We start from the raw sequence: 20599 nt of genomic DNA on the forward strand, positions 1-20599 counted from the left end.
TCGGGCGCCGGGGTCGCACCCCGGGACCGGCAGAATGGCCGCCATGGACATCTCCACCCGCGCAGAGTTCCCCGCCGGACCGGCCGAGGCCTACGGCATGCTGACCGACGAGGAGTACCTCACCGAGGTGTGCCGGGCCAGCCGGGCCCGCGACTTCACCGTGACCGTGGACGGGTCCACCACCCGCACGCAGCGGGTGCTGGAGGCCCCCGCCGCCGCCGCCAAGTTCACCGGCCCGACCCTCGACGTGGTCGAGGAGATCAGCTGGGGGGAGCCGGACGCCCAGGGCAACCGCCGCGGCACCATCACCATCACCGTCCCGGGGCAGCCGGTCACCATGCACGGCACGACCTCGCTGACCGCCGGCGGCGCCGGCTCGGTGCTCGAGGTCAGCGGCGACCTGAAGGTCAACATCCCGCTGCTGGGCCGCAAGCTCGAGCAGTCCGCGGCCCCGGCCGTGCTGGCCGGGGTGGACGTCCACGAGGAGGTGGGCCGGCGCTGGCTGGCCCGGGGCTGAGCGCGCCTGCCAGCACGGCGCCTCCCTCGTCAGGGCTCAGCGCACCTCGTCCGGCGGGACGGGGGCGCTGACGCCCGACATCGGGTCCGACACCTCCAGCCGGGGACCGCCCTCGCCGACCAGCTCCTGCAGCAGCTCCACGGGGGCGTCGGTCTGCACCACGTGCTGGCGACCCCCGTCGGCCGGCTCGGTGACCACGTCGGCGGCCCAGCCGGCGGCGGTCAGCGTGCCGACCAGCTCGGCGGCCTCCGCGGCGTCGGTGGTGGCCAGCCGGCTGATCACTCCGCCTCCCCGGGGGCGACGGGCTCCGCGCCCATGTGCGGGTACTCCACCGTGGTGGGCGGCAGCAGCGTCTCCTTGATCGAGCGCGGGCTGGCCCAGCGGATCAGGTTCCACATCGACCCGGCCTTGTCGTTGGTGCCGGAGGCCCGCGAGCCCCCGAAGGGCTGCTGGCCGACCACCGCCCCGGTCGGCTTGTCGTTGACGTAGAAGTTGCCGGCCGCGTGCCGCAGCCGGTGCCCGGCCAGCCGGACCGCCTCGCGGTCCTCGGCGATCACCGCGCCGGTCAGCCCGTACGGGGTGGCCTCGTCGACCAGGTCGAGCACCGACTCGTAGCCGGCGTCGGGGTAGACGTGCACGCCGAGGATGGGTCCGAAGTACTCGGTGCGGAAGATCTCGTCGGCGGGGTCGTCGGAGGTGATCACGGTGGGGCGGACGTACCAGCCCACCGAGTCGTCCACGGTGCCGCCGGCCAGCACCTGGCAGCTGCTGCTCGACCGGGCCCGCTGCAGGGCGTCGCGGTGGCGGCTCCAGGCCCGCTGGTCGATCACCGCCGAGGTGAAGCTGGACAGGTCGCGCACGTCCCCCACCGCCAGCGACTCGGTCTGCTCGACCAGGTCCTCGCACAGCCGGTCCCACACGCTGCGCGCGATGTAGGCCCGCGACGCCGCCGAGCACTTCTGCCCCGAGTACTCGAAGGCGCCGCGCACCAGCGCGGTGCGGGCCACGTCGACGTCGGCGCTGGGGTGCACGACGACGAAGTCCTTGCCGCCGGTCTCCCCCACCACCCGCGGGTAGGCCCGGTACCCCGCGATGTTCTGGCCGATCCGCTGCCACAGGTGCTGGAAGGTGGCGACCGAGCCGGTGAAGTGCAGCCCGGCCAGGTCGGGGTGCTCGAGCACCACGTCGGAGACGGCCAGGCCGTCGCCGGGGAGCATGGTGATCACCCCGTCAGGCAGCCCGGCGGCGCGCAGCAGCTGCATCGTGTGGTGGGCCGACAGCTGCTGGGTGGGGCTGGGCTTCCAGACCACGGTGTTGCCCATCAGCGCCGGGGCGGTGGGCAGGTTGCCGGCGATCGCGGTGAAGTTGAAGGGGGTGACGGCGTAGACGAAGCCGTCCAGCGGCCGGTAGTCGGTGCGGTTCCACACCCCGGGCGAGGACAGCGGCTGGACCTCGTGGATCTGCTGGGCGAAGGCGACGTTGAACCGCAGGAAGTCGACCAGCTCGCAGGCGGAGTCGATCTCGGCCTGCTGCACGGTCTTGCCCTGGCCCAGCATGGTGGCGGCGTTGAGGGTGTCGCGCCAGGGCCCGGCCAGCAGCTCCGCGGCGCGCAGGAAGATCGCGGCCCGCTCGTCGAAGGGGGTGTCGGCCCAGTCCCGGGCCACCCGGCGGGTGGCCTCGACCGCCGTCCGGGCGTCCTCGGCGGTGGAGTGGGCGGAGCGTCCCAGGACGTGGTGGTGGTCCGAGGGCATGGTGACCTCGAACGGCGCCCCGCCGGGCAGCCGCTGCTGGGAGCCGAGGTCGGCGGTCAGCTCGACGGTCTGCGAGGCCAGCTCCGCCAGCCGGGCGGTGAGGGAAGCCCGCTCGGGGCTCCCGGGGGCGTAGCCGCGGACCGGCTCGTTGACGGGTGGTGGGACCGAGGTGCGGGCGTCCATCCGCCCAACGTACTCCCGGCGAGCGCCGCCGCGGACGCCGGGACGAGGGGTCAGCTGGCCTTGCGCGCCGGGGTCCGGCGGGCGGTGGTCTTCTTCGCCGCGGTCTTCTTGGCCGCGGTCTTCTTGGCCGGCTTCTCCTCGGCCGCCGCCCCGTCGGTCGGGCCGGCGTCGGTCTTCTTCGTGGTGCTCCGGCGCGTCGTGGTCCGCTTCGCCGGGGCCGGCTCCGGCTCGGCGGCGGCCTCGCCGGCGGACTCGGCGCGTCGCCGCTTCGCCGCCTCGACCGAGGCCCGCAGCGCCGCGACCAGGTCGACCACGTCGGCCTGCTCGCCGGTGTCCTCCTCCACCGAGGCCACCGCCTGCCCGCTGAGCTTGGCCTCGACCAGCGTCTCCAGGGCCTCGCGGTAGGCGTCGTGGAACTGCTCGGGCTCGAAGGGCCCGGAGAGGGCGTCGATGAAGGACCCGGCCATGGTGACCTCCGCGTCGCTGACCGTGACGTCCTCGGCCGGGGAGGCGAACTCGCCGTCGCGCAGCTCGTCGGGCCACAGGATGGTGTGCATCAGCAGCAGGTCGTCCTTGGCCCGGATCATGGCCAGCGTCTCGCGCGAGCGCAGCGCCACCTTGACGATGGCGACCCGGCCGCTGCGGACCAGCGCGTCGCGCAGCAGCACGTAGGGCTTGGCGCCGGGGCCGTCGGCCTCGAGGAAGTAGGTCGAGTTGATGTAGGTCGGGTCGACCTCCTCGGCGTCGACGAACTGCACCACGTCCACGGCCTTGGTGGTGCGCAGCGGGAGGTCGTCGAAGTCCTCCTTCTGCAGCACCGCCATCCGCCCGTCCGGGGTCTCGTAGCCCTTGGCGATCTCGGCGTAGGGGATCTCCTCGCCGCACACCTCGCAGACGCGCTTGTACTTGATCCGGCCGCCGTCGGCCGGGTGCACCTGGCGGAACGAGATGTCCTTCTGCTCGGTGGCTCCGTAGACCTTGATCGGGATGCTGATCAGGCCGAAGGAGATCGCGCCCTTCCAGATCGAACGTGGCATGCAGTCAGTGTGTCACCCGCCGCGCCGACGCGGGGGTGCACCGCGCGGGCCGGGTGCCCCGGGCGGGCGGCGCTCAGCGGTGCAGGGCCAGCACGTCGGGCAGCTCGGTGGGCAGGAACCACAGCAGCGGGTGGTCCTCGAGCAGCTCGGTCACCGGCGCCGGCAGACCGGGCTCGCCGACCCGTCCCGGGTGCCCGGCGAGGGCGGCGCGGGCGGCGGCCAGCGCCGGTGCGGACTGCGGCTCGTCGACGAAGACCGCGGTCGCCCACCCCCAGTCGGCGGGGTCGAGCCGGATGTGGCCGATGGCCTCCTCCACCACGGTGACCGCGGCGCGCTCGGCGTCCAGGGCGACCACGACGCGGGGGCCCTCGCCGAGCAGCAGGCTGTCCAGCGAGGCCAGCGACTGCGCCAGGTAGTCGGCCTCCTCCTCGTCGGGACCCGTGCCGTGCTGGGCCAGCAGGGTGCGGGTGGCGGCGCGGCCGTCCAGCGCGGCGCCCCCACCGCCGTCGGCCAGCTGCTCCAGACCCTGCAGGGTGACCCCGCAGAACACCATCCGCCTCGACGACCTCGCGCTCACCCGGGCAGCCTAGCGACGGATGCGTCCTCCACGCGCCGCCCCGCCTCTGGCACCATCTCCACAGCCGCTGCCCCCACCGCCTCCACAGCCGCTCCCCGCACCGCCTCCACAGCCGCTGCCCCCACCGCCTTCACAGCCGCTCGCCCATCCTCACAGCCGTTGCAGCGGCTGTGGAGCGCCAGCACCGGCTGTGAAGGCGCCCCGAACCGGCTGTGAAGACCGCGCGACGGCCCCACCAGGCCCGAGCCCACCCGGGCAGACTCCCTCCCCCAGATCCGCCGCCCTCACAGCCGCTCGCCCCTCCTCACAGCCGTTGCAGCGGCTGTGAAGCGCCAGCACCGGCTGTGAAGCCGTGCCGGACGGGCTGTGAAGGGGTGTTGGACGGGCTGTGAAGAGGTGGCCGCCGGAGGCGGGCGGCGGCTCAGGAGTTCCAGTGCACCAGCGCGGGACGGCCCTTGCGCTCCCCCAGCACCGACAGGGTGCCGGTCTCCATCGGGAAGGACTCCCCCCGCTCGAGGTCCAGCTCCAGCCAGATGAGCGTCAGCGCCCGCAGCGAGTGCCCGTGGCCGAAGCAGAGCACCCGGTCCAGCCCGCTGCCGCGGACCCGCTCGACGACGCGGCCGAGCCGTTCGCGGACCTGCGCCGGCGTCTCGCCGCCAGGGGTGGGGTGGGTCCACACCGTCCAGCCCGGGTCGCGCTCGCGGATCTCCTCGCTGGTGATCCCCTCGTAGTCGCCGTAGCCCCACTCGGCCAGGTCCTCGGTGACCTCGACCTGCTCGGCGGGGAAGCCGGCGATGCGGGCGGTGTCGAGGGCGCGGCGACGGGGGCTCGACAGCACGAGGCCGGGCTGCAGGTCGGCCAGCCGGTCCCGCAGCCGCTCGGCCTCGCGGCGTCCCACCTCGGTGAGCTCGAGGTCGGTGGCGGAGGTGTGGCGGCCGTCGCGGCTCCACTCGGTCTGGCCGTGGCGGACCAGGTACAGGTCGGTCATCGTGCTCCTCCCGAGGGCAGCGGGGCGGTGCCCTCCGCGGTCACCCAGCCGGAGCCGTCGCGGATCCGCCCGACCACGAGGCGCTGCAGCCGGGTGTCGGTGGGCAGCCGGTCGAGGTCCACGTCGCCGCGGGTGCGGAAGGTGAAGAAGAGGGCGTCGGCGTCGCCCGGCGAGCTGCGCCCGGTCAGCTGCCAGCGCTGCTGGAAGGCGGCCAGGTTGGACCCGGGCAGCTCGCGGGCCAGCGTCGGGTCGAGCAGCCACGACGAGCAGTGCAGCCGCTCGGCCGGGTAGCCGGGGTGGTGCCGGGCGAAGAGCTCCTCCAGCCCGGCCAGCGACTCGTCCACGGCCGCCGGGGTGAGAGGTCCGGACTCGGGGATGTGGACCGAGAGCTGCCAGCGCCCGGGCAGCCGCCCGCCGTCGTCGTCGGTCATCGGGATGAGGTTGGCCTGCAGCCGCCCCACCCAGTGCAGCGCGCCGGACCAGGCGGTGGTGAGCCAGCCCTGGGTGTGCAGCCCGAACTCGCCGTAGGTGCGGCGGTGCACCCACACCTGCTGGCCGAGGTCGGACAGCGAGCGCCAGCTCTGCTCCTCCTCGATGCCGTGCCCGGCGGAGAAGGCGACGACGTCGGGGGCCGTCGCGGTGAGGGCGAGCAGCGCGAGCCCGCCCTGGACGCGGTGCCCCAGCGCCCGGGAGTGGTGGTCGGTGCCCTCGGGGCCGGCGAAGACCGAGTCCCCGCCGTCGGCGAAGCGTCCGACGCCGGCCCGCAGCCCCGACACCAGCCCGGCCACCCGGGCCGAGGCCTCCGGGTCGGCCAGCACCTCCTCGACCAGGATGGCGGTGTCCGCGGCGTCGTCGGGCCGGAACCCGAGCAGCGCGGCCAGCCGGTCCGGGCTGGTCCACGGCTGCAGCCGCTCGGTCAGGTCGGAGGGCAGGACGGTCACCCGGTCACTGTAGGGCGCCCGGGGCGGCGGCGTGGGAGCGGGAGGCAGCAGAACCCGCTTGCCCGCGCGAGGGCCGCCCGAGGACGATCCGCAGCGTGAGCAGCTCTCCCACCACCGCCGTGCCCGCCGCCCTCGAAAGGGTGGCCGGGCGGTGCCGCACCGATCCCGCGCTGGCAGCCACCTGCTGCCTGCTCGCCGCCGTCGACGGGGTCGAGGTCGCCGCCCACGACCTGCACGGCCACGGCCTCGACAACCCCGCCGAGACGATCGCCAGCGTGACGAAGTCGCTGCTGTCCTCCCTGGTCGGGCACGCCCTCGACCAGGGGGCCCTCGAGCTCGGCACGACGCTGGGCGAGCTGCTGGGCGGTCGGGTGCCCGGACCCCGCCGGTCCGCGACGGTCCACCAGCTGCTGACCATGACCTCCGGGGCGGCCGGGGGCCTGCTGGAGATCGACGCCGTGATGGAGCTGCCCGGCGGCTGGGTGGAGGAGCTGCTCGCCGCCGAGCAGCTGGACGAGCCCGGCACGCGCTTCCGCTACGACAACGGCACCTGGCACCTGCTGGCCGCGGGGCTGCAGCAGGCGGTCGGGGGCGACCTGCTGGGCTGGGCCCGGTCGGGGCCGCTGGCCGCCGTCGGTGCCGCGGACGTCGAGTGGCCGGTCGACCCCGACGGCGTGCCGTACGGCTTCGGCGACGCCCGGCTCTCCCCCCGCGCCCTGCTCGCCCTGGGCGAGGCCTGGCGCACCGGGACGGGGGTGCCGGGGTGGTACCGGGAGCGCGCGTGGCGGGCCTGGACGCCGGGCGGCCCGCCGGAGCACCGCGGCTACGGCTACGGCTGGTGGGTGGGTGCCGACGCGGGCGAAGCCACCCGGCTGGCCGCCGGCTGGGCCGGCCAGGCGGTGCTGGTGGCGCCCGGGCCCGGGCTGTGCGTGGTGGCCACCGGCTGCCCGTCCCGGTGGCGCGAGGGCTCCACCCGTCCGGTGCTCGCCGAGCTGGCCGAGGTCGTGGCGGCGTCCCGCGACGGGCGTTCGTGAGCGCGACCGCAGGAGCCTGGGGCGAAGTCCGGCTTTCGGCTCCGTGACGTCCTCCCGCCGACGGTTCGGATCGAGGGCATGGCCGACGGAGGCCTGGGTAGCCACCGTGGTGACGGTGTCGGCATCGATGACCGACACCCTCGGAACCAGAGGCGCCGCACGGCCCGCACGGGCACGGCGGCTGCGTGATGGGAGATGAGCGTGAGCAGCTACACGAACCAGCCTGATCCTCAGAACCAGGGGTGGCAGCCTGGCGGGGACCTGCCCCCCGTCGACCCAGCGGGTCCCCCCGGGACCGACCCCATCGGCGCGGGTCTGCAGACCCCGCCGAGCAACGACTTCCAGGGCACCGGCTTCCAGGGCGACGACTTCCAGGGCGGCAGCTCCCAGGGTGGCGGCTCGACCGCCGACGTGGCCAAGCAGGAGGCCGCCAACGTGAAGGACACCGCCGTCGGGGCGGGCAAGGACGTCGCCAGCACCGCCGTGCAGGAGGCGGGGCACGTGGTCGGCGAGGCCAAGGAGCGCGCCGGCGACCTGCTCAGCACCGTGGTCGGCGAGCTCCGCGGGCAGGTGGGCAGCCAGCAGCAGCGGCTCGCCGACGGCCTGCACTCGGTGGCCAGCGAGCTCGGCGAGATGGCCTCCAAGGCCGAGGGCTCCGGCCCCGGCAGCCAGCTGGCCCACGAGGCCTCCCGGCGCATCGGCTCGGTCAGCCACTGGCTGCAGGACCGTGAGCCCGAGGACGTCCTGGAGGAGGTCCGCGAGTTCGCCCGCCGCCGTCCCGGCGTCTTCCTGACCGGCGCGGCCGTGGCCGGTCTGCTGGTGGGGCGTCTCACCCGCAGCGTGGCGGCCAGCCGCACCAGCCTGGACTCCGGCTCCACCGGCGTGACCGGGCGGCGCAGCGCCGACGCCCCGGGCGACTACACCTCCAGCGGCTACGTCACCAGCGGCAGCGAGAGCGGCTGGGCCCCGACCGGGGCCTCCACGGTCCGCGACCCCGCCCAGCCCGTGCCGACCACCCCCGCTCCCGCCTCCCTGACGGAGGAGGACATGACGAACCGGCCGACCGACCCCGACCCGCTGACCAACCCCTGGGTCGACGACACCCGGAACGACGTGACGCGATGAGCGAGTCCATGGAGCCCACGCCGAGCCGCGGCATCGCCGAGTCGGCCGATGGCCGGAGCATCGGCCAGCTCTTCGCCTCGGTCACCAGCGACCTCTCGACGCTGATGCGTCAGGAGGTCGCGCTGGCCAAGGCCGAGCTGCGCCAGTCCAGCGTCAACGCCGGCAAGGGCATCGGCATGCTCGTCGGCGCCGCCGTGGCCGGTCTGCTCGTCCTGGTCTTCATCAGCCTCAGCCTGATGTGGGGTCTGGGCCAGTTCATGGAGCTGCAGTGGTCCGCGCTGATCGTGGTCCTGGTGTGGGCGCTGATCGGCGCTGCGCTGGCGAACACGGGTCAGAAGGAGCTCAAGCGCGTCCGCGGCGTCCCCGACACCACCGACACCCTCAGCAAGGTCCCCAACGCCCTGAAGGGGCAGGAGGAGAAGAACCGATGAGCACCACCGATCCCGTCTCGAGCAACGACCCGGAGCAGATCCGGGCCGAGATCGCCCGGACCCGGGCCGAGCTCAGCAACGACGTCGACGCCCTCGCCGACACCGCCAACCCGAAGAACATGGCCCGCCGCCAGACCGACAAGGTCAAGGGTGCCGCCAGCGGGCTCAAGGACCGCGTGATGGGCAAGGCCAGCGACGCCGGCCACGGCGCGGCGGGCATGGCCCAGGGTGCCGGTGGGGCCGTCTCCGGTGCGGCCCACTCCGCCGGCGGTGCCGTGGCGGGTGCCGCCCAGTCCGCCGGTGGCGCGGTCTCCGACGCCGCCTCCACCGTCGGCGGCGCGGTCGCCGGGGCGCCGGGTGCGGTCAAGGACCGCGCCCAGGGCAACCCGCTGGCCGCCGGGCTGATCGCCTTCGGCGCCGGTCTGCTGCTGGCCGGGCTGATCCCGTCCAGCCAGAAGGAGCAGCGCGCCGTCTCCGAGCTGACCGACAAGCTCGAGCAGCCGCTGCGCGAGGGCGCCCAGCACGCCGTCCAGGAGGTCGCGGAGAACCTCCGCGAGCCGGCCCAGGAGGCCGTCCAGTCGGTCAAGGAGACCGCCACCGACGCCGTCCAGACGGTGAAGGAGGAGGGCGCCTCGGCGGCCCAGGACGTCCAGGGCCAGGCCCAGGAGTCCAAGGACTCCGTGCAGGAGTCCCGCAACAGCTGAACCGCGGACAGGGACGCCCACCTCGGTGGGCGTCCCTGTCCTGTCCCTGGGCCGGTGTGTCCGTGAGCGAGAGGTGGAGCCATGTCGTCGACCGAAGAGCGGGCGGGGTCCGCAGGAGTGCCCGGCGAGGGCGCCGACACGCCGCGGGAGATCCCCCGCCGCGGCTGGGTGCAGATCGCCAAGCGGGGCTGGGCCGAGGCCAAGGCCGACCAGGTGCCCCTGCTGGGCGCCGGGGTGGCCTTCTTCGCCTTCCTGTCGCTGTTCCCCGCGCTGGTCGCGCTGGTGGGCCTGTACGGGCTGTTCGCCGACCCGGCGGTCATCGCCACCCAGGTCGGCTCGCTGACCCAGGCGCTGCCCGAGCAGGCCCGCACCCTGATCACCGACCAGATCAGCTCGCTCACCTCCGGCGGGCGGTCCGGGCTGGGGATCAGCGTGGTCATCTCGATCCTGGTCGCGCTGTGGAGCGCCTCGGGCGGGGTGAGCAACCTGATGGCCGCGGTCAACGCCGCCTACGACGAGGAGGACAACCGGGGCTTCGTCAAGAAGCGCGGGCTGGCCCTGCTGCTGACCGTGGGCGCCATCATCTTCTTCGCCCTGGTGCTGGCCCTGCTCGCGGTGGTCCCGCCGCTGCTGGAGTCGCTGCTCGGCGACAGCCCGGTGGTGCGCTTCCTGCTGCTGGCCGCCCGGTGGGTGCTGCTGGTGGTGCTGATCGCCGTCGCGCTGGCCATCCTCTACCGGGTGGCGCCGGACCGCGACGCCCCCAAGGTGCGCTGGGTGTCGGTGGGCGCCGTGGTGGCGACGCTGCTCTGGCTGGTGGCCTCGATCGGGTTCTCGATCTACGTCTCGACCTTCGGCAACTACGCCAAGACCTACGGCGTCTTCGCCGGCATCATCGTGCTGCTGCTGTGGCTGTGGATCACCTCCTACGCCGTGCTGCTGGGCGCGGAGATCAACGCCGAGTCCGAGGAGCAGACCGCCAAGGACACCACCCGGGGCCCGGAGCAGCCCCTCGGTCAGCGCGACGCCGTCAAGGCCGACTCGCTGCCCCGCGGGGAGTGACCCCCGCTGCGGTGGCCGGCAGCGCGACGACCACCCAGGGCAGCACCGCCTGGGTGACGGGTCCGATCGCCAGCGCGTAGACCACGGTGCCCACCCCGACGGGACCGCCGAGCACCCAGCCCACGAGCACCACGCCCACCTCGAGCACGGTGCGGACCAGCCGCACCGACCGGCCGGTGCGCCGGGCCAGGCCGGTCATCAGGCCGTCACGGGGCCCGGGTCCGAGCTGGGCACCGATGTAGAGGGCGGTGGCGGCGCCGTTGAGCAGCACGCCCGCGACCAGCAGCACCACCCGCAGCACGAGGGACGGCTGGTCGGGCAGCAGGGCCAGACCGAGGTCCACCCCCACGCCGACCAGCAGCGCGTTGGCCACCGTGCCCAGACCCGGCCGCTGACGCAGCGGGATCCACAGCAGCAGCACGGCCACCGACACCACCACGATCACCGTGCCCAGGCTCAGCCCGGTGTGCAGCGCCACGCCGAGGTGCAGCACGTCCCAGGGGGCGCTGCCCAGCCCGGACACCACCAGCATCGCCAGCGAGACGCCGTACACCGCCAGCCCTCCCCCGAGCTGCAGCAGCCGGCGGGGCAGCCGGCCGGCCCGGAGCTGGGCCAGCGGGCCCAGCGTGGTCAGCTGCGCGCGGGCGGTCGGGACCTCGGCGGGGTCGGGACCCGCGGGCGTCGAGCCGGCGGGGGCGGGGGTACGGGTCACGCAGCCATCGTCTCCTCCCGGGCGCGCCGGCGGGGCCCGTCCCGGCCGGCGGTCGCCCGGGCGGTCTCCCGCGGCGGCGTGCTCGGGTGCGATGATGCCCGGGTGAGCGAGAAGCAGCCGACCAACCCGAACCGACGCACGCCCTTCTCCGATGCCTTCCGCAGCTTCATCCCGCAGGGCTGGGCGCCGTACGACACCACCCCGCTGACCCGGCTGCCCGCCGCCGAGGCCGCCCGGGCCCGACGCGCCGCCATCTCGGCGCAGTTCCCGGGCGAGCGCCTGGTGGTGCCGGCGGGCGGGTTCAAGGTCCGCTCGAACGACAGCGACTACCGCTTCCGGCCGCACTCGGCCTTCGCCCACCTGAGCGGCCTGGGCACCGACCGCGAGCCGGACGCCGTGCTGGTGCTCGAGCCGGTGCCGGCGGGCTCCGCCGACGAGCCCGGGGTCGACGGCGGCCACCGGGCGACGCTGTTCTTCATGCCGCGGGCGCCGCGGGAGGCCGAGCAGTTCTACGCCGACGCCCGCTACGGCGAGATGTGGGTCGGGCAGCGGGAGTCGCTGGAGGAGATGCACCAGCTCACCGGGCTCGACTGCGCGCCGTCCGGCGAGCTGGCCGAGTCGCTGGCCAAGGAGGCCGACACCGTCCGCGTCCGGGTGCTGCGTGACGCCGACGCCGACGTCACGGCCCAGGTCGACAGCATCCGCGCCGCCGCGACCGGCACGCAGACCACCGGTGAGCAGTCCGCCGAGGAGCGGCGCGAGGCCGAGCTGGCCGCCGACGCCGAGCTGGCCACCGCGCTGAGCGAGCTCCGTCTGGTCAAGGACGCCTTCGAGGTGCAGCAGCTGCGGGAGGCCTGCGAGGCCACCGCCCGCGGCTTCGAGGCCGTGGTGGCCGACCTGCCCGAGGCGCTGCGCCGGGGCCGGGGCGAGCGCTGGGTCGAGGGCGTCTTCGGGCTGCACGCGCGCCACGCCGGCAACGCCGTCGGCTACGACACCATCGCCGCCTCCGGCGACCACGCCTGCACGCTGCACTGGATCCGCAACGACGGCGACCTGCGCGAGGGCGACCTGCTGCTGCTGGACGCCGGCGTGGAGCTGGACACTCTCTACACCGCCGACGTCACCCGGACGCTGCCCGTCAGCGGGCGCTTCTCCGAGGCCCAGCGCCGCGTCTACGAGGCCGTGCTGGAGGCCCAGGAGGCCGCCATGGCCGTCATCCGTCCGGGGGTGGCCTTCGCCGAGGTGCACCGGGCGGCGATCACCGTGATCGCCACCCGGCTCGAGGAGTGGGGGCTGCTCCCGGTCAGCGCCGAGGAGAGCCTGTCGGAGGAGGGCGGCCAGCACCGGCGCTGGATGGTGCACAACACCTCCCACCACCTCGGCCTCGACGTGCACGACTGCGCGCGGGCCCGCACCGAGAACTACCGCGACGGGGTGCTGGCCGAGGGGATGGTCATCACCGTGGAGCCGGGGCTGTACTTCAAGTCCACCGACCTCCTGGTGCCCGAGGAGCTGCGCGGCATCGGGGTGCGGATCGAGGACGACGTGCTGGTCACCGCCGACGGCTACGAGAACCTGTCGGCGATGCTGCCCCGCACGCCGGACGACGTCGAGGCCTGGATGGCGCCGCTGCTGGGCCGCTGAGCCGGGCCGGGCGCCGCCTCACTCGAAGGCCCGCGCCCGCTCCCCCGGCAGGGTGTCCAGCAGCTCGCGGGCCTGCTGGGCCACCTTGTGCTCGCAGAGGATCTCGTACTTGGTGGCCACGGTCTGCGTCAGCGACTCGAAGTCGCGCCGGCCGCCGGTGAAGGCGTAGGCCACGGCCTGCATGATCACGTTGAACACGATGCCGAGCAGGACCGCCACCAGCAGCACGACCAGGGCGTTCACCCCGGGGATGAACAGGATCGCCAGCAGGCCGAACAGCAGACCCACCGAGACCCCGGAGCTGACGCCGCGCAGCAGCACGGTGCTCCAGGTGCGTCGTCCCGTGACCCGCTCGACCGACTTCAGCTCGGTGCCGACGATGGCCAGGTTCTCCACCGGGAACTTCTGGTCGGCCAGGTGGTCGACGGCCTTCTGCGCCTCGGCGTACTTGTCGTAGACCCGGACCGACTGCGGGAACTCCAGCTCGAACAACGAGCCGAGCTGCGGGTGTGACATCGACATGTGAGCAATCTACCCAGCCCGGATAGTCTCTCGTCGTGAGCGCCACCTCCATCTTCGTCTCCCGCATCCGCGGGCTGCCGGTCGTCGACAGCGACGGCGACCAGATCGGCAAGCTGCGTGACGTCGTGGTGGCCCAGCGCAGCGGCAGCGAGACGCCCCGGGTGCGCGGTCTGGTGGTCGAGCTCTTCGCCCGCTACCGGATCTTCGTGCCGATGCTGCGGGTGCACTCCATCGACGCCGTCCAGGTGGTCATCTCCGGCGTGGTCAACACCCGCCGCTTCTCGCGCCGGGACGCCGAGACGCTGGTGGTGGAGGACCTCGTCGAGCGCCCGGTCACCCGTCGGGACCAGCGGCAGCCGCAGGTGATCTTCGACGTCTCCATCCGCCAGGTCCGCAACCGCGACTGGGAGGTGGCCGAGGTCGCCCTCCGCGAGGCGGGACGTCCCCGCTTCCGCCGCCGCGGCCACGTCACCATCGTGCCCTGGCGCGACGTCCTGCTCGGCGGGCAGCAGCAGGGCCAGGACACCGAGCGGGTGGTGGCCGAGATGGAGGAGATGAACGCCGCCGACATCGCCCGCGAACTGCACGACATGACGCCGCGCCGGCGCGGGGACGTCGTGCAGGCCCTCTCCGACGACACCCTGGCCGATGCCCTCGGCGAGCTGCCCACCGACGAGCAGGTCGCCCTGATCTCCTCCCTCGACACCGAGCGGGCCGCCGACGTGCTGGAGGAGATGGACCCCGACGACGCCGCCGACCTGCTCGGCGAGCTGGCACCCGAGCTGGCCGAGCGGCTGCTCGGCGAGATGCAGGTCGAGGAGGCCGAGGACGTCCGGCGGCTGCTGCGCTACGAGGAGTCGACCGCGGGCGGCCTGATGACGCCCGAGCCGGTGATCCTGCCCACCGACGCCACCGTGGCCGAGGCGCTGGCGCTGGTCCGCAACGAGGACCTGAGCCCCGCGCTGGCCAGCATGGTCTACGTCACCCGGAGCCCCCACGAGACGCCCACCGGCACCTTCGTGGGCGGGGTGCACATCCAGCGGCTGCTCCGCGAGCCGCCGTCGCTGCTGGCCTCGGGTCTGGTGGACACCACGCTCGAGCCGCTCCGGCCCGACGCCTCGCTGGCGGAGGTGAGCCGCTACTTCGCCACCTACAACCTGGTGTGCGCACCGGTGGTCGACGAGGACCACCACCTGGTGGGCGCGGTGACGGTGGACGACGTGCTCGACCACATGCTGCCCGAGGACTGGCGCGGCGACCAGATGGACGGGCTGGTGCCCGAAGAGGACGAGGAAGCCGCAACGGCTGCCGGTGAGGGAGGCGCGGACCGTGGCCGTACGACCCAGCTCCGCTGAGCGGCTCAACACCCCCGGGAGGCGCCGGCCCGCGCTGCTGCCCCGCTGGCGGGTGGACCCCGACGCGTTCGGCCAGTTCGCCGAGGGCTTCGCCCGCTTCATGGGCACCGCCCGCTTCCTCGCCTGGATGACGGTCATCATCGTCGTCTGGCTGGTGCTCAACGTGGTGGGCGGCGACCGCGCGCCCGACCCGTTCCCGTTCATCTTCCTCACCCTGCTGCTGTCGCTGCAGGCCTCCTACGCCGCCCCGCTCATCCTGCTGGCGCAGAACCGGCAGGAGGCGCGGGACCGCATCAGCATCGAGGCCGACCGGCGGCAGGCCGCGCAGTCCCGGGCCGACATGGACTTCCTGGCCCGCGAGATCGCCGGCCTGCGGATGAACGTGGGCGAGCTGGCCACCCGCGAGTTCATCCGCAGCGAGATCCGCAACGAGCTGCGGGCGCTGCTGGCCGAGCTCGAGGACGACGAGGACGGCGAGGAGGCCCCGCCCCGGCGCCCCGACCGGCGTCCGCGGACCCCGGGAGAGCGGGCCCGTCCCGGCGATTCGGCCGGCGCCCGGGAGCGCGCGTAGTCTGGAACGGTGCCAGATCTGACCACCACCTCCCCCGACCACCCGCTGCTGCCGGCCGTCACCGAGGCCCTCGGCCGGGTGGACGACCCCGAGATCAAGCGCCCGATCACCGAGCTCGGGATGGTGGCCTCGGTCGACATCGACGCCGACGCCCGGGTCCGGGTCGAGGTGCTGCTCACCATCGCCGGCTGCCCGCTCAAGGACACCCTGACCCGTGACGTCACCGAGGCCGTGTCGGCGGTGCCGGGAGTGGCTGCGGTCGAGGTCGCGCTCGGCGTGATGAGCGCCGAGCAGCGCGCCGGTCTCAAGGAGCGGCTCAGCGGCGGCCAGGCCGAGCGGGAGATCCCCTTCGCCCGGCCCGACTCGCTGACCCGCGTGCTGGCCATCGCCTCCGGCAAGGGCGGGGTGGGCAAGTCCTCGGTGACGGTGAACCTGGCCCTCGCGCTGGCCCGCTCCGGGCAGAGCGTGGGCGTGCTGGACGCCGACATCTACGGCCACTCGGTGCCGCCCATGCTCGGGGTGGCCGACGCGCGACCCACCTCCATCGAGGAGATGATCCTGCCGGTCCCGACGATGGGGCTGAAGGTCATCTCCATCGGCATGCTCAAGCCCCGCCGCGACCAGGTGGTCGCCTGGCGCGGTCCCATCCTCGACCGGGCCATCCACCAGATGCTGGCCGACGTGTACTGGGGCGACCTGGACCACCTGCTGATCGACCTGCCGCCCGGCACCGGCGACGTCGCGATCTCGCTGGGTCAGAAGCTCCCCAACGCCGAGGTGGTCGTGGTGACCACCCCGCAGCAGGCCGCGGCGGAGGTGGCCGAGCGGGCCGGCACGATGGCCTCGATGATGAACCAGCGGGTGGTCGGCGTGGTCGAGAACATGTCCGGGCTGTCGGTGCAGTGCCCCCACTGCGGCCAGCGCCACACCCACGACGTCTTCGGCAGCGGCGGGGGACAGGACACCGCCGACGGGCTCACCACCCGGCTGGGCTACGAGGTGCCGCTGCTGGCCCAGATCCCGCTGGACCCGAGCCTGCGGATCGGGGGCGACGAGGGCTCCCCGGTGGTCGCCGACCCGGCCGAGGGCGGGGCCGGCGAGGCCCTGCGGGCGCTGGCCGAGCGGCTGGGACGACGCAACCGGCCGCTGCAGGGGTTGCAGCTGGGTCTCAGCCCGGTCGGTCGCTGACCGGCGCCGGCCCCCGGGCCGGACTCAGGTGGCGTCGGGGTCGAACGGGGCTCCGGCGCCGGTCAGCACGGTGGCCCCGGCCACCGTGGTCGGGACCGCCAGCGAGCCGGCCCCGTCGGAGCTGGCGGTGATCGAGCCGCGGACGTCGGCGTTGGCGTGGGCCAGGTCGTCCTTGACGCTGCGCAGGTCCTCGGTGGTGTCGGCGAAGGTGGCCTTGGTGGCCTCGAGCTCGGTCTTGACGTCGGCGGTGATCGGGTCGATCTGCTCGTTGATCTTCTTGCGGATGAACCCCTTGGGGTCGCGGATGTCGAAGTCCTCGAAGCCCGGGCCCAGCTCGTTCTGGATCGAGGCCTGGGCGTTGTTGGCGATGCCCCGCACGTAGACCACCACCCGGGCGGCCTTGCGGGCCAGGTCGGGCAGCTTGTCCGGCCCGAAGAGCAGGATCCCCACGATGATCAGCAGCACGATTTCTGCTGCGTTGACGTTCATGGGCGCACCCTAGCGCCCGTCGCCACGCGAGCACGACCGCCGCTGCCCACCGACCGGCTCACCCGACCTGCCCGTCCAGCTCGACCGCGACGTCCTGGGTCCGGCCGTCGCGGAGCACGGTCAGCGTGACGGTGTCCCCGGGCCGGTGGGTCCGGATGGCGACGATCAGCTCGACGGTCTCCCAGACCCGGCGGCCGTCGATGGCCTGCACCACGTCGCCCGCGCGCAGCCCCGCCCGCTCGGCGGGCCCGCCGGGGTTGACGTCGCTGAGCAGCACCCCGGAGTCGTCTGGCTGGGTGCGGACGTTGGCCCCGATCACCGGGTACGAGGCCTGCCCGTCCTCGATCAGCAGCTGGCCGATCTGCATGGCCTGGTCGATCGGGATGGCGAACCCGACGCCGATGTTGCCGCCCTGCGACCGGCCGTCGTCGCCCAGGCTGAGGATGGCGGAGTTGACCCCGATCACCCGGCCCTCGGCGTCGACGAGCGGGCCGCCGGAGTTGCCGGGGTTGATCGGGGCGTCGGTCTGGATGGCGTTGATGTAGGCCGAGGCGCCCTGCGCGTCGGCGCCGCCGCCGACCACCACGGGGCGGTCGAGGGCGGAGATGATGCCCTCGGTCACCGTGCCGCCCAGCCCCAGCGGGGAGCCGACCGCCACCGCGGGCTGGCCGATCGCGGCGTCCTCGGAGCTGCCGATCTGCACGGGCACCACGGGACCCTCCTGCACCCGGATGACGGCCAGGTCGTAGCTGGGGCTGCGTCCGACGATCGTGGCCTGGACGCGGGTGCCGTCGTCGAAGATCACCTTCACCTGCCCGGAGCCGCCGGCCCCGGCGGCCTCGGCCACCACGTGGTTGTTGGTCATGATCGTGCCGTCGTCGCCGATCACGAACCCCGAGCCGGTCGAGCTGCTCGACTCGATGGTCACGGTGCTCGGCAGCACCGCGGCCGCCACCCCCACGGCCGGCTGGGTGGGCCGCGAGCTCGGGACCTGACCAGGGCTGGGCGCCGGCTGGGAGGGCTGCGGGCGGGGCGCCTGAGGAGCCGTCGAGGGCGCCGGCCCGGCCAGCAGCTGCTCGCCCACCACCGCCCCACCCACACCGGCGGCACCGCCGACGAGCAGGGCGGTCAGGGCGGCCACCGCCACCACCCCACGACGACGCCCCGCCGGCGCCTCCTCGGCCCGGCGGGGAGCCGGCGCCGGGCGTCCCCAGGGACCGGCCGGCGGGGCGCCCTGCCAGGCCGGCGCCGCCGCGGGAGCGGGGCGCTGCTCCCCCGGCGGCCGGGTGAAGAAGGGCGGGGCGGAGGTGTCGGGGCCCGGGGTGTGGGGGCTCGGGCCTGGGCCTGGGCCGGTCGCGGGCGCGCCGGTCGGGGCGGAGAGGGGCGCGGCCCAGTCGTCGGGACGCCCGTGGGCCCCCGGGCCGGCCGCCGGGCGCGGGCCCCAGCCGGGCACCGGACCCGGCGGCACCGCGCCCATCACCACGGTGTCGGTCACGTCGGCGTCGTCGCGGCCCCGGGGCTCGGGCGGGGTACCCGGCTCACGCAGCGGCTGCGGCGGCTGCCAGCCGCCGGACTGCTCCTCGTTCACCGCTGCAGCACCAGCGAGCCGACCCGCTGCCACCCCTCGAGCACCCGGTCGACCGGGGTCCGGTCCTCCGGCTCCTCGTGCGGCAGCTGGGCGACCGCGCTCCAGACCGTCCCGTCGGCGGCGTCCGTGGTGACGGTGATGACCCGGTCCCCGCTCTGCCAGACCAGCTGGGCGGGCAGGCTGTCGGTGCTGCGCCACGCGGCGAGGGCGGGGTCCCAGCTGGAGCCGGCGGGCGCGCCGGTCAGCACGCCCCGCTGCTGGCTCACCGCGACGGTGTGGACGCCGTCGCTGTAGGCGCTGTGCAGCGCTCCGTCGCTGGTCGTGCGCAGCTGCACCAGCGGCAGCCCGGCCAGCTCCTCGGCGCAGGACCAGCCCTGCGCGGACAGCCGCGGCGCCTCCGACAGCGCCACGGGGCCGGAGCCGCTGAAGGTGGCCAGCCGTGGCCCCAGCCGGGCCGAGAAGGTGTCGGTGCCGATCTCGACGGTCTCGAAGCCCGCGACCGCCGACGCGCGGCCGTCGGCGTCGTAGCGCTCGGTGCGCAGCAGCAGCCCGCTGGCGGCGTCGACCCACCACCGCGCGACGGGGGTGCCGTCGTCCAGCGCCTCCACCACGGTGGTCTCCCGGCCGGCGACGGTGTCCGCCTGCAGGTAGCCGCGCAGCGTGTGGGTGGCCCCGAGCAGCTCGACCGAGGTCGGCGCCTCGGCCACCGCCAGCGAGCCCGCGGCCAGCCGCTCGCCGGACCCCGAGACCACGCTCACCTGGGTGCTCTGCCCCGGCTGCACGACGACGTCGACCCACGCGCGCACGGTCTCGCCGCCGACCCGGACCTGCACCTGCTGGGTGCCCGAGCGGGGCAGCATCGCCCCCGCCACGGCGCTGCTGCGCAGCACCACCAGCGCCTCGTCGGCGGTGATCGGGTGGTCGCGGACGACCCCGGCGCCGGCCGAGCTGGGCGCACCGCGACCGCGCAGCTGGTCGATGCCGGTGGTGCCCGAGAGCACCAGCGCCGCCATGCCCTCGGTGGCCAGCGGCAGCTGGCCGAGGGCGGAGCCGAAGAAGTCCTCCGCGCGCGGACCCGGGTCGCCCACCGGGGCGCCGGCCTCGGGGGCGGCCGTCCAGCCCACCGTGGTGAACGCCAGCAGCAGCACCGTGGCCAGCAGCCCGACCCGGCCCAGCCGCCGGCGCCGCACCTGGTAGCTGAGCGGCAGCGCGCCCACGCCGTCGCGGACGGGGTCGAAGGGCCGGGTCCACAGCGGCGTGGTGGCGTCGGCGCCGGCGATGTCGACCAGCCGACGCGACAGGTCGTCGGGGGCCACCGGCTCGGTGCGGCCGGTGCCGGCCAGCAGGTCGCGGACCCGACGCAGCTCCTCGGCCTCGGCCCGGCAGTCCGCGCAGTCGGCGAGGTGGACCAGCAGACGCTCCCGCTCGGCGTCGCCGAGGGCGCCGTCCACCAGGGCGGACAGCGTCTCGGGCTGGGTCCCGCAGGGGCGGGAGGCGGGGGTCGCCGGCATCAGCCAGTGGCCCCCTCGACGGACACGCCCCGGTAGCGCTCCTGGCCGGACTGGGGCTGGCGGTGCGCCAGCGCGGCCCGCAGCTGCGCACGGCCGCGGTGGATCCGGCTGCGCACCGTGCCCAGCTTGGTGTCCAGCACCGCGGCGACCTCCTCGTAGCTGAGCCCCTCGATGTCGCACAGCACCACCGCGGCGCGGAACTCCGGCGACAGCGCGGCCAGCGCGGCGGCCACGTCGTGGTCGAGGCTGAGGTCGGCGAGCTGCTCGGCCGGCGCGGGGTCGGTGGAGGCGATCCGCTCGGCCGAGGCGTCGGCCAGCCCGTCGAAGCGGATCTTCTGCCGCCGCCGGGCGCCGTCGAGGAAGAGGTTGGTGGTGATGCGGTGCAGCCAGCCCTCGAAGGTGCCGGGCTGGAAGGTGTGCAGCGAGCGGAACACCCGGACGAAGACGTCCTGGGTCAGGTCCTCGGCGTCGTGCGGGTCGCCGGTGAGCCGGTAGGCCAGCCGGTAGACGCGGGCGGAGTGCTCCTGCACCACCTGCTCCCAGGTGGGCGGCGTCCAGTCCTGGGCGGGGGTCTCGGCGGGCGCCGGCGGGGTGCTGGCGGGCTCGTCGACGCGGGCTCGGGAGCGGACCCTGGTCCATGCCGCCATCTCTGCACCCCTCTCGTCCTCGCCC

The 20599-nt window shown here is 74.7% G+C and carries 22 protein-coding genes; 10 read left to right on the forward strand and 12 right to left on the reverse strand.

All coding sequences use genetic code 11. The features are described from left to right. Positions 1 to 43 precede the first annotated feature (43 nt). Positions 44 to 517, forward strand: coding sequence for a DUF2505 domain-containing protein (locus tag GC722_RS09015; protein WP_197429919.1), 474 nt, complete (start codon positions 44 to 46; stop codon positions 515 to 517). A gap of 36 nt (positions 518 to 553) precedes the next feature. Here the strand turns inward: GC722_RS09015 and GC722_RS09020 are convergent, their stop codons facing one another. The 6 genes from GC722_RS09020 to GC722_RS09045 form a co-directional block, all read right to left on the reverse strand. Then, positions 554 to 799 (reverse strand): hypothetical protein, encoded by a 246-nt coding sequence (locus GC722_RS09020; protein ID WP_156609578.1) that lies wholly within the window; start codon positions 797 to 799, stop codon positions 554 to 556. After that, entirely contained in the window at positions 796 to 2451 is a 1656-nt protein-coding gene (pruA, locus tag GC722_RS09025) for an L-glutamate gamma-semialdehyde dehydrogenase (protein WP_156609579.1), read from the reverse strand. Before pruA ends, GC722_RS09020 begins: the two co-directional genes overlap by 4 nt. 50 nt (positions 2452 to 2501) lie before the next feature. Beyond that, complete coding sequence (gene ku / locus GC722_RS09030; RefSeq protein WP_156609580.1) at positions 2502 to 3488, reverse strand: non-homologous end joining protein Ku; 987 nt, start codon at positions 3486 to 3488, stop codon at positions 2502 to 2504. Positions 3489 to 3561: 73 nt separating this feature from the next. Next, the gene (locus GC722_RS09035; protein WP_156609581.1) at positions 3562 to 4065 is read right to left on the reverse strand and encodes a DUF6912 family protein; all 504 of its coding nucleotides are present in this window, start codon (positions 4063 to 4065) and stop codon (positions 3562 to 3564) included. A gap of 421 nt (positions 4066 to 4486) precedes the next feature. Continuing rightward, positions 4487 to 5053, reverse strand: coding sequence for a histidine phosphatase family protein (locus GC722_RS09040; protein ID WP_156609582.1), 567 nt, complete (start codon positions 5051 to 5053; stop codon positions 4487 to 4489). Then, complete coding sequence (locus GC722_RS09045; RefSeq protein ID WP_156609583.1) at positions 5050 to 5994, reverse strand: acyltransferase domain-containing protein; 945 nt, start codon at positions 5992 to 5994, stop codon at positions 5050 to 5052. The genes GC722_RS09040 and GC722_RS09045 overlap by 4 nt, the downstream gene beginning before the upstream one ends. Before the next feature lie 95 nt (positions 5995 to 6089). Between GC722_RS09045 and GC722_RS09050 the strand changes: the two genes are divergently transcribed. From GC722_RS09050 to GC722_RS09070, 5 genes are all read left to right on the forward strand, one after another. Continuing rightward, positions 6090 to 7028: a serine hydrolase domain-containing protein gene (locus GC722_RS09050; protein ID WP_156609584.1), complete on the forward strand. Its 939-nt coding sequence runs from the start codon at positions 6090 to 6092 to the stop codon at positions 7026 to 7028. Between the two features lie 201 nt (positions 7029 to 7229). After that, complete coding sequence (locus GC722_RS09055; protein WP_156609585.1) at positions 7230 to 8153, forward strand: hypothetical protein; 924 nt, start codon at positions 7230 to 7232, stop codon at positions 8151 to 8153. Then, positions 8150 to 8584 carry a phage holin family protein gene (locus tag GC722_RS09060; protein ID WP_156609586.1) on the forward strand — a complete coding sequence of 145 codons (435 nt, stop codon included), beginning with the start codon at positions 8150 to 8152 and terminating at the stop codon, positions 8582 to 8584. The genes GC722_RS09055 and GC722_RS09060 overlap by 4 nt, the downstream gene beginning before the upstream one ends. Continuing rightward, positions 8581 to 9288, forward strand: a complete 708-nt coding sequence (locus GC722_RS09065) for a DUF3618 domain-containing protein (protein WP_156609587.1) — start codon at positions 8581 to 8583, stop codon at positions 9286 to 9288. The genes GC722_RS09060 and GC722_RS09065 overlap by 4 nt, the downstream gene beginning before the upstream one ends. A gap of 81 nt (positions 9289 to 9369) precedes the next feature. Further along, on the forward strand, positions 9370 to 10347 hold the full coding sequence (locus GC722_RS09070; RefSeq protein WP_156609588.1) for a YihY/virulence factor BrkB family protein: 978 nt from the start codon (positions 9370 to 9372) through the stop codon (positions 10345 to 10347). Here GC722_RS09070 and yczE read toward each other — a convergent pair. Next, positions 10316 to 11059, reverse strand: coding sequence for a membrane protein YczE (gene yczE, locus GC722_RS09075; RefSeq protein ID WP_197429980.1), 744 nt, complete (start codon positions 11057 to 11059; stop codon positions 10316 to 10318). The two genes, GC722_RS09070 and yczE, sit on opposite strands and share 32 nt — an antisense overlap. A gap of 102 nt (positions 11060 to 11161) precedes the next feature. Between yczE and GC722_RS09080 the strand changes: the two genes are divergently transcribed. After that, positions 11162 to 12703, forward strand: coding sequence for an aminopeptidase P family protein (locus GC722_RS09080; RefSeq protein ID WP_331714593.1), 1542 nt, complete (start codon positions 11162 to 11164; stop codon positions 12701 to 12703). Between the two features lie 18 nt (positions 12704 to 12721). Here the strand turns inward: GC722_RS09080 and GC722_RS09085 are convergent, their stop codons facing one another. Further along, positions 12722 to 13225, reverse strand: a complete 504-nt coding sequence (locus tag GC722_RS09085) for a general stress protein (RefSeq protein ID WP_156609589.1) — start codon at positions 13223 to 13225, stop codon at positions 12722 to 12724. A 35-nt stretch (positions 13226 to 13260) separates the two neighbouring features. Between GC722_RS09085 and GC722_RS09090 the strand changes: the two genes are divergently transcribed. Genes GC722_RS09090 through GC722_RS09100 form a run of 3 tightly spaced genes read left to right on the forward strand, consistent with a single transcriptional unit; the run spans position 13261 to position 16339 of the window. Beyond that, positions 13261 to 14580, forward strand: a complete 1320-nt coding sequence (locus GC722_RS09090; protein ID WP_331714594.1) for a magnesium transporter MgtE N-terminal domain-containing protein — start codon at positions 13261 to 13263, stop codon at positions 14578 to 14580. Continuing rightward, positions 14555 to 15151, forward strand: coding sequence for a DUF1003 domain-containing protein (locus GC722_RS09095; RefSeq protein WP_331714595.1), 597 nt, complete (start codon positions 14555 to 14557; stop codon positions 15149 to 15151). The genes GC722_RS09090 and GC722_RS09095 overlap by 26 nt, the downstream gene beginning before the upstream one ends. Positions 15152 to 15160: 9 nt before the next feature. After that, entirely contained in the window at positions 15161 to 16339 is a 1179-nt protein-coding gene (locus GC722_RS09100) for an Mrp/NBP35 family ATP-binding protein (protein ID WP_331714596.1), read from the forward strand. Between the two features lie 24 nt (positions 16340 to 16363). On the opposite strand, the gene GC722_RS09105 is transcribed toward GC722_RS09100, so the two are convergent. The 4 genes from GC722_RS09105 to sigE are packed head-to-tail and all read right to left on the reverse strand — an operon-like array spanning position 16364 to position 20574. Beyond that, complete coding sequence (locus GC722_RS09105) at positions 16364 to 16828, reverse strand: Sec-independent protein translocase subunit TatB (protein ID WP_156609591.1); 465 nt, start codon at positions 16826 to 16828, stop codon at positions 16364 to 16366. A 58-nt stretch (positions 16829 to 16886) separates the two neighbouring features. After that, positions 16887 to 18416: a trypsin-like peptidase domain-containing protein gene (locus tag GC722_RS09110; RefSeq protein ID WP_156609592.1), complete on the reverse strand. Its 1530-nt coding sequence runs from the start codon at positions 18414 to 18416 to the stop codon at positions 16887 to 16889. Further along, positions 18413 to 19927: a zf-HC2 domain-containing protein gene (locus GC722_RS17730; protein ID WP_197429920.1), complete on the reverse strand. Its 1515-nt coding sequence runs from the start codon at positions 19925 to 19927 to the stop codon at positions 18413 to 18415. Before GC722_RS17730 ends, GC722_RS09110 begins: the two co-directional genes overlap by 4 nt. After that, on the reverse strand, positions 19927 to 20574 hold the full coding sequence (gene sigE, locus GC722_RS09120; protein WP_156609593.1) for an RNA polymerase sigma factor SigE: 648 nt from the start codon (positions 20572 to 20574) through the stop codon (positions 19927 to 19929). The genes GC722_RS17730 and sigE overlap by 1 nt, the downstream gene beginning before the upstream one ends. Positions 20575 to 20599 lie beyond the last annotated feature (25 nt).

This window comes from Auraticoccus cholistanensis, assembly GCF_009742705.1.
Taxonomy (GTDB): Bacteria; Actinomycetota; Actinomycetes; order Propionibacteriales; family Propionibacteriaceae; genus Auraticoccus; species Auraticoccus cholistanensis.

What these genes read in the sequence shown, in the direction of transcription:
- GC722_RS09065 (WP_156609587.1), top strand. Translation starts at nt 8,581, where the DNA reads ATGAGCACCACCGATCCCGTCTCGAGCAACGACCCGGAGCAGATCCGG.
- GC722_RS09105 (WP_156609591.1), bottom strand. Translation starts at nt 16,828, where the DNA reads ATGAACGTCAACGCAGCAGAAATCGTGCTGCTGATCATCGTGGGGATC.
- ku (WP_156609580.1), bottom strand. Translation starts at nt 3,488, where the DNA reads ATGCCACGTTCGATCTGGAAGGGCGCGATCTCCTTCGGCCTGATCAGC.
- GC722_RS09085 (WP_156609589.1), bottom strand. Translation starts at nt 13,225, where the DNA reads ATGTCGATGTCACACCCGCAGCTCGGCTCGTTGTTCGAGCTGGAGTTC.
- GC722_RS09040 (WP_156609582.1), bottom strand. Translation starts at nt 5,053, where the DNA reads ATGACCGACCTGTACCTGGTCCGCCACGGCCAGACCGAGTGGAGCCGC.
- sigE (WP_156609593.1), bottom strand. Translation starts at nt 20,574, where the DNA reads ATGGCGGCATGGACCAGGGTCCGCTCCCGAGCCCGCGTCGACGAGCCC.
- pruA (WP_156609579.1), bottom strand. Translation starts at nt 2,451, where the DNA reads ATGGACGCCCGCACCTCGGTCCCACCACCCGTCAACGAGCCGGTCCGC.
- GC722_RS09015 (WP_197429919.1), top strand. Translation starts at nt 44, where the DNA reads ATGGACATCTCCACCCGCGCAGAGTTCCCCGCCGGACCGGCCGAGGCC.
- GC722_RS09070 (WP_156609588.1), top strand. Translation starts at nt 9,370, where the DNA reads ATGTCGTCGACCGAAGAGCGGGCGGGGTCCGCAGGAGTGCCCGGCGAG.
- GC722_RS17730 (WP_197429920.1), bottom strand. Translation starts at nt 19,927, where the DNA reads ATGCCGGCGACCCCCGCCTCCCGCCCCTGCGGGACCCAGCCCGAGACG.
- GC722_RS09060 (WP_156609586.1), top strand. Translation starts at nt 8,150, where the DNA reads ATGAGCGAGTCCATGGAGCCCACGCCGAGCCGCGGCATCGCCGAGTCG.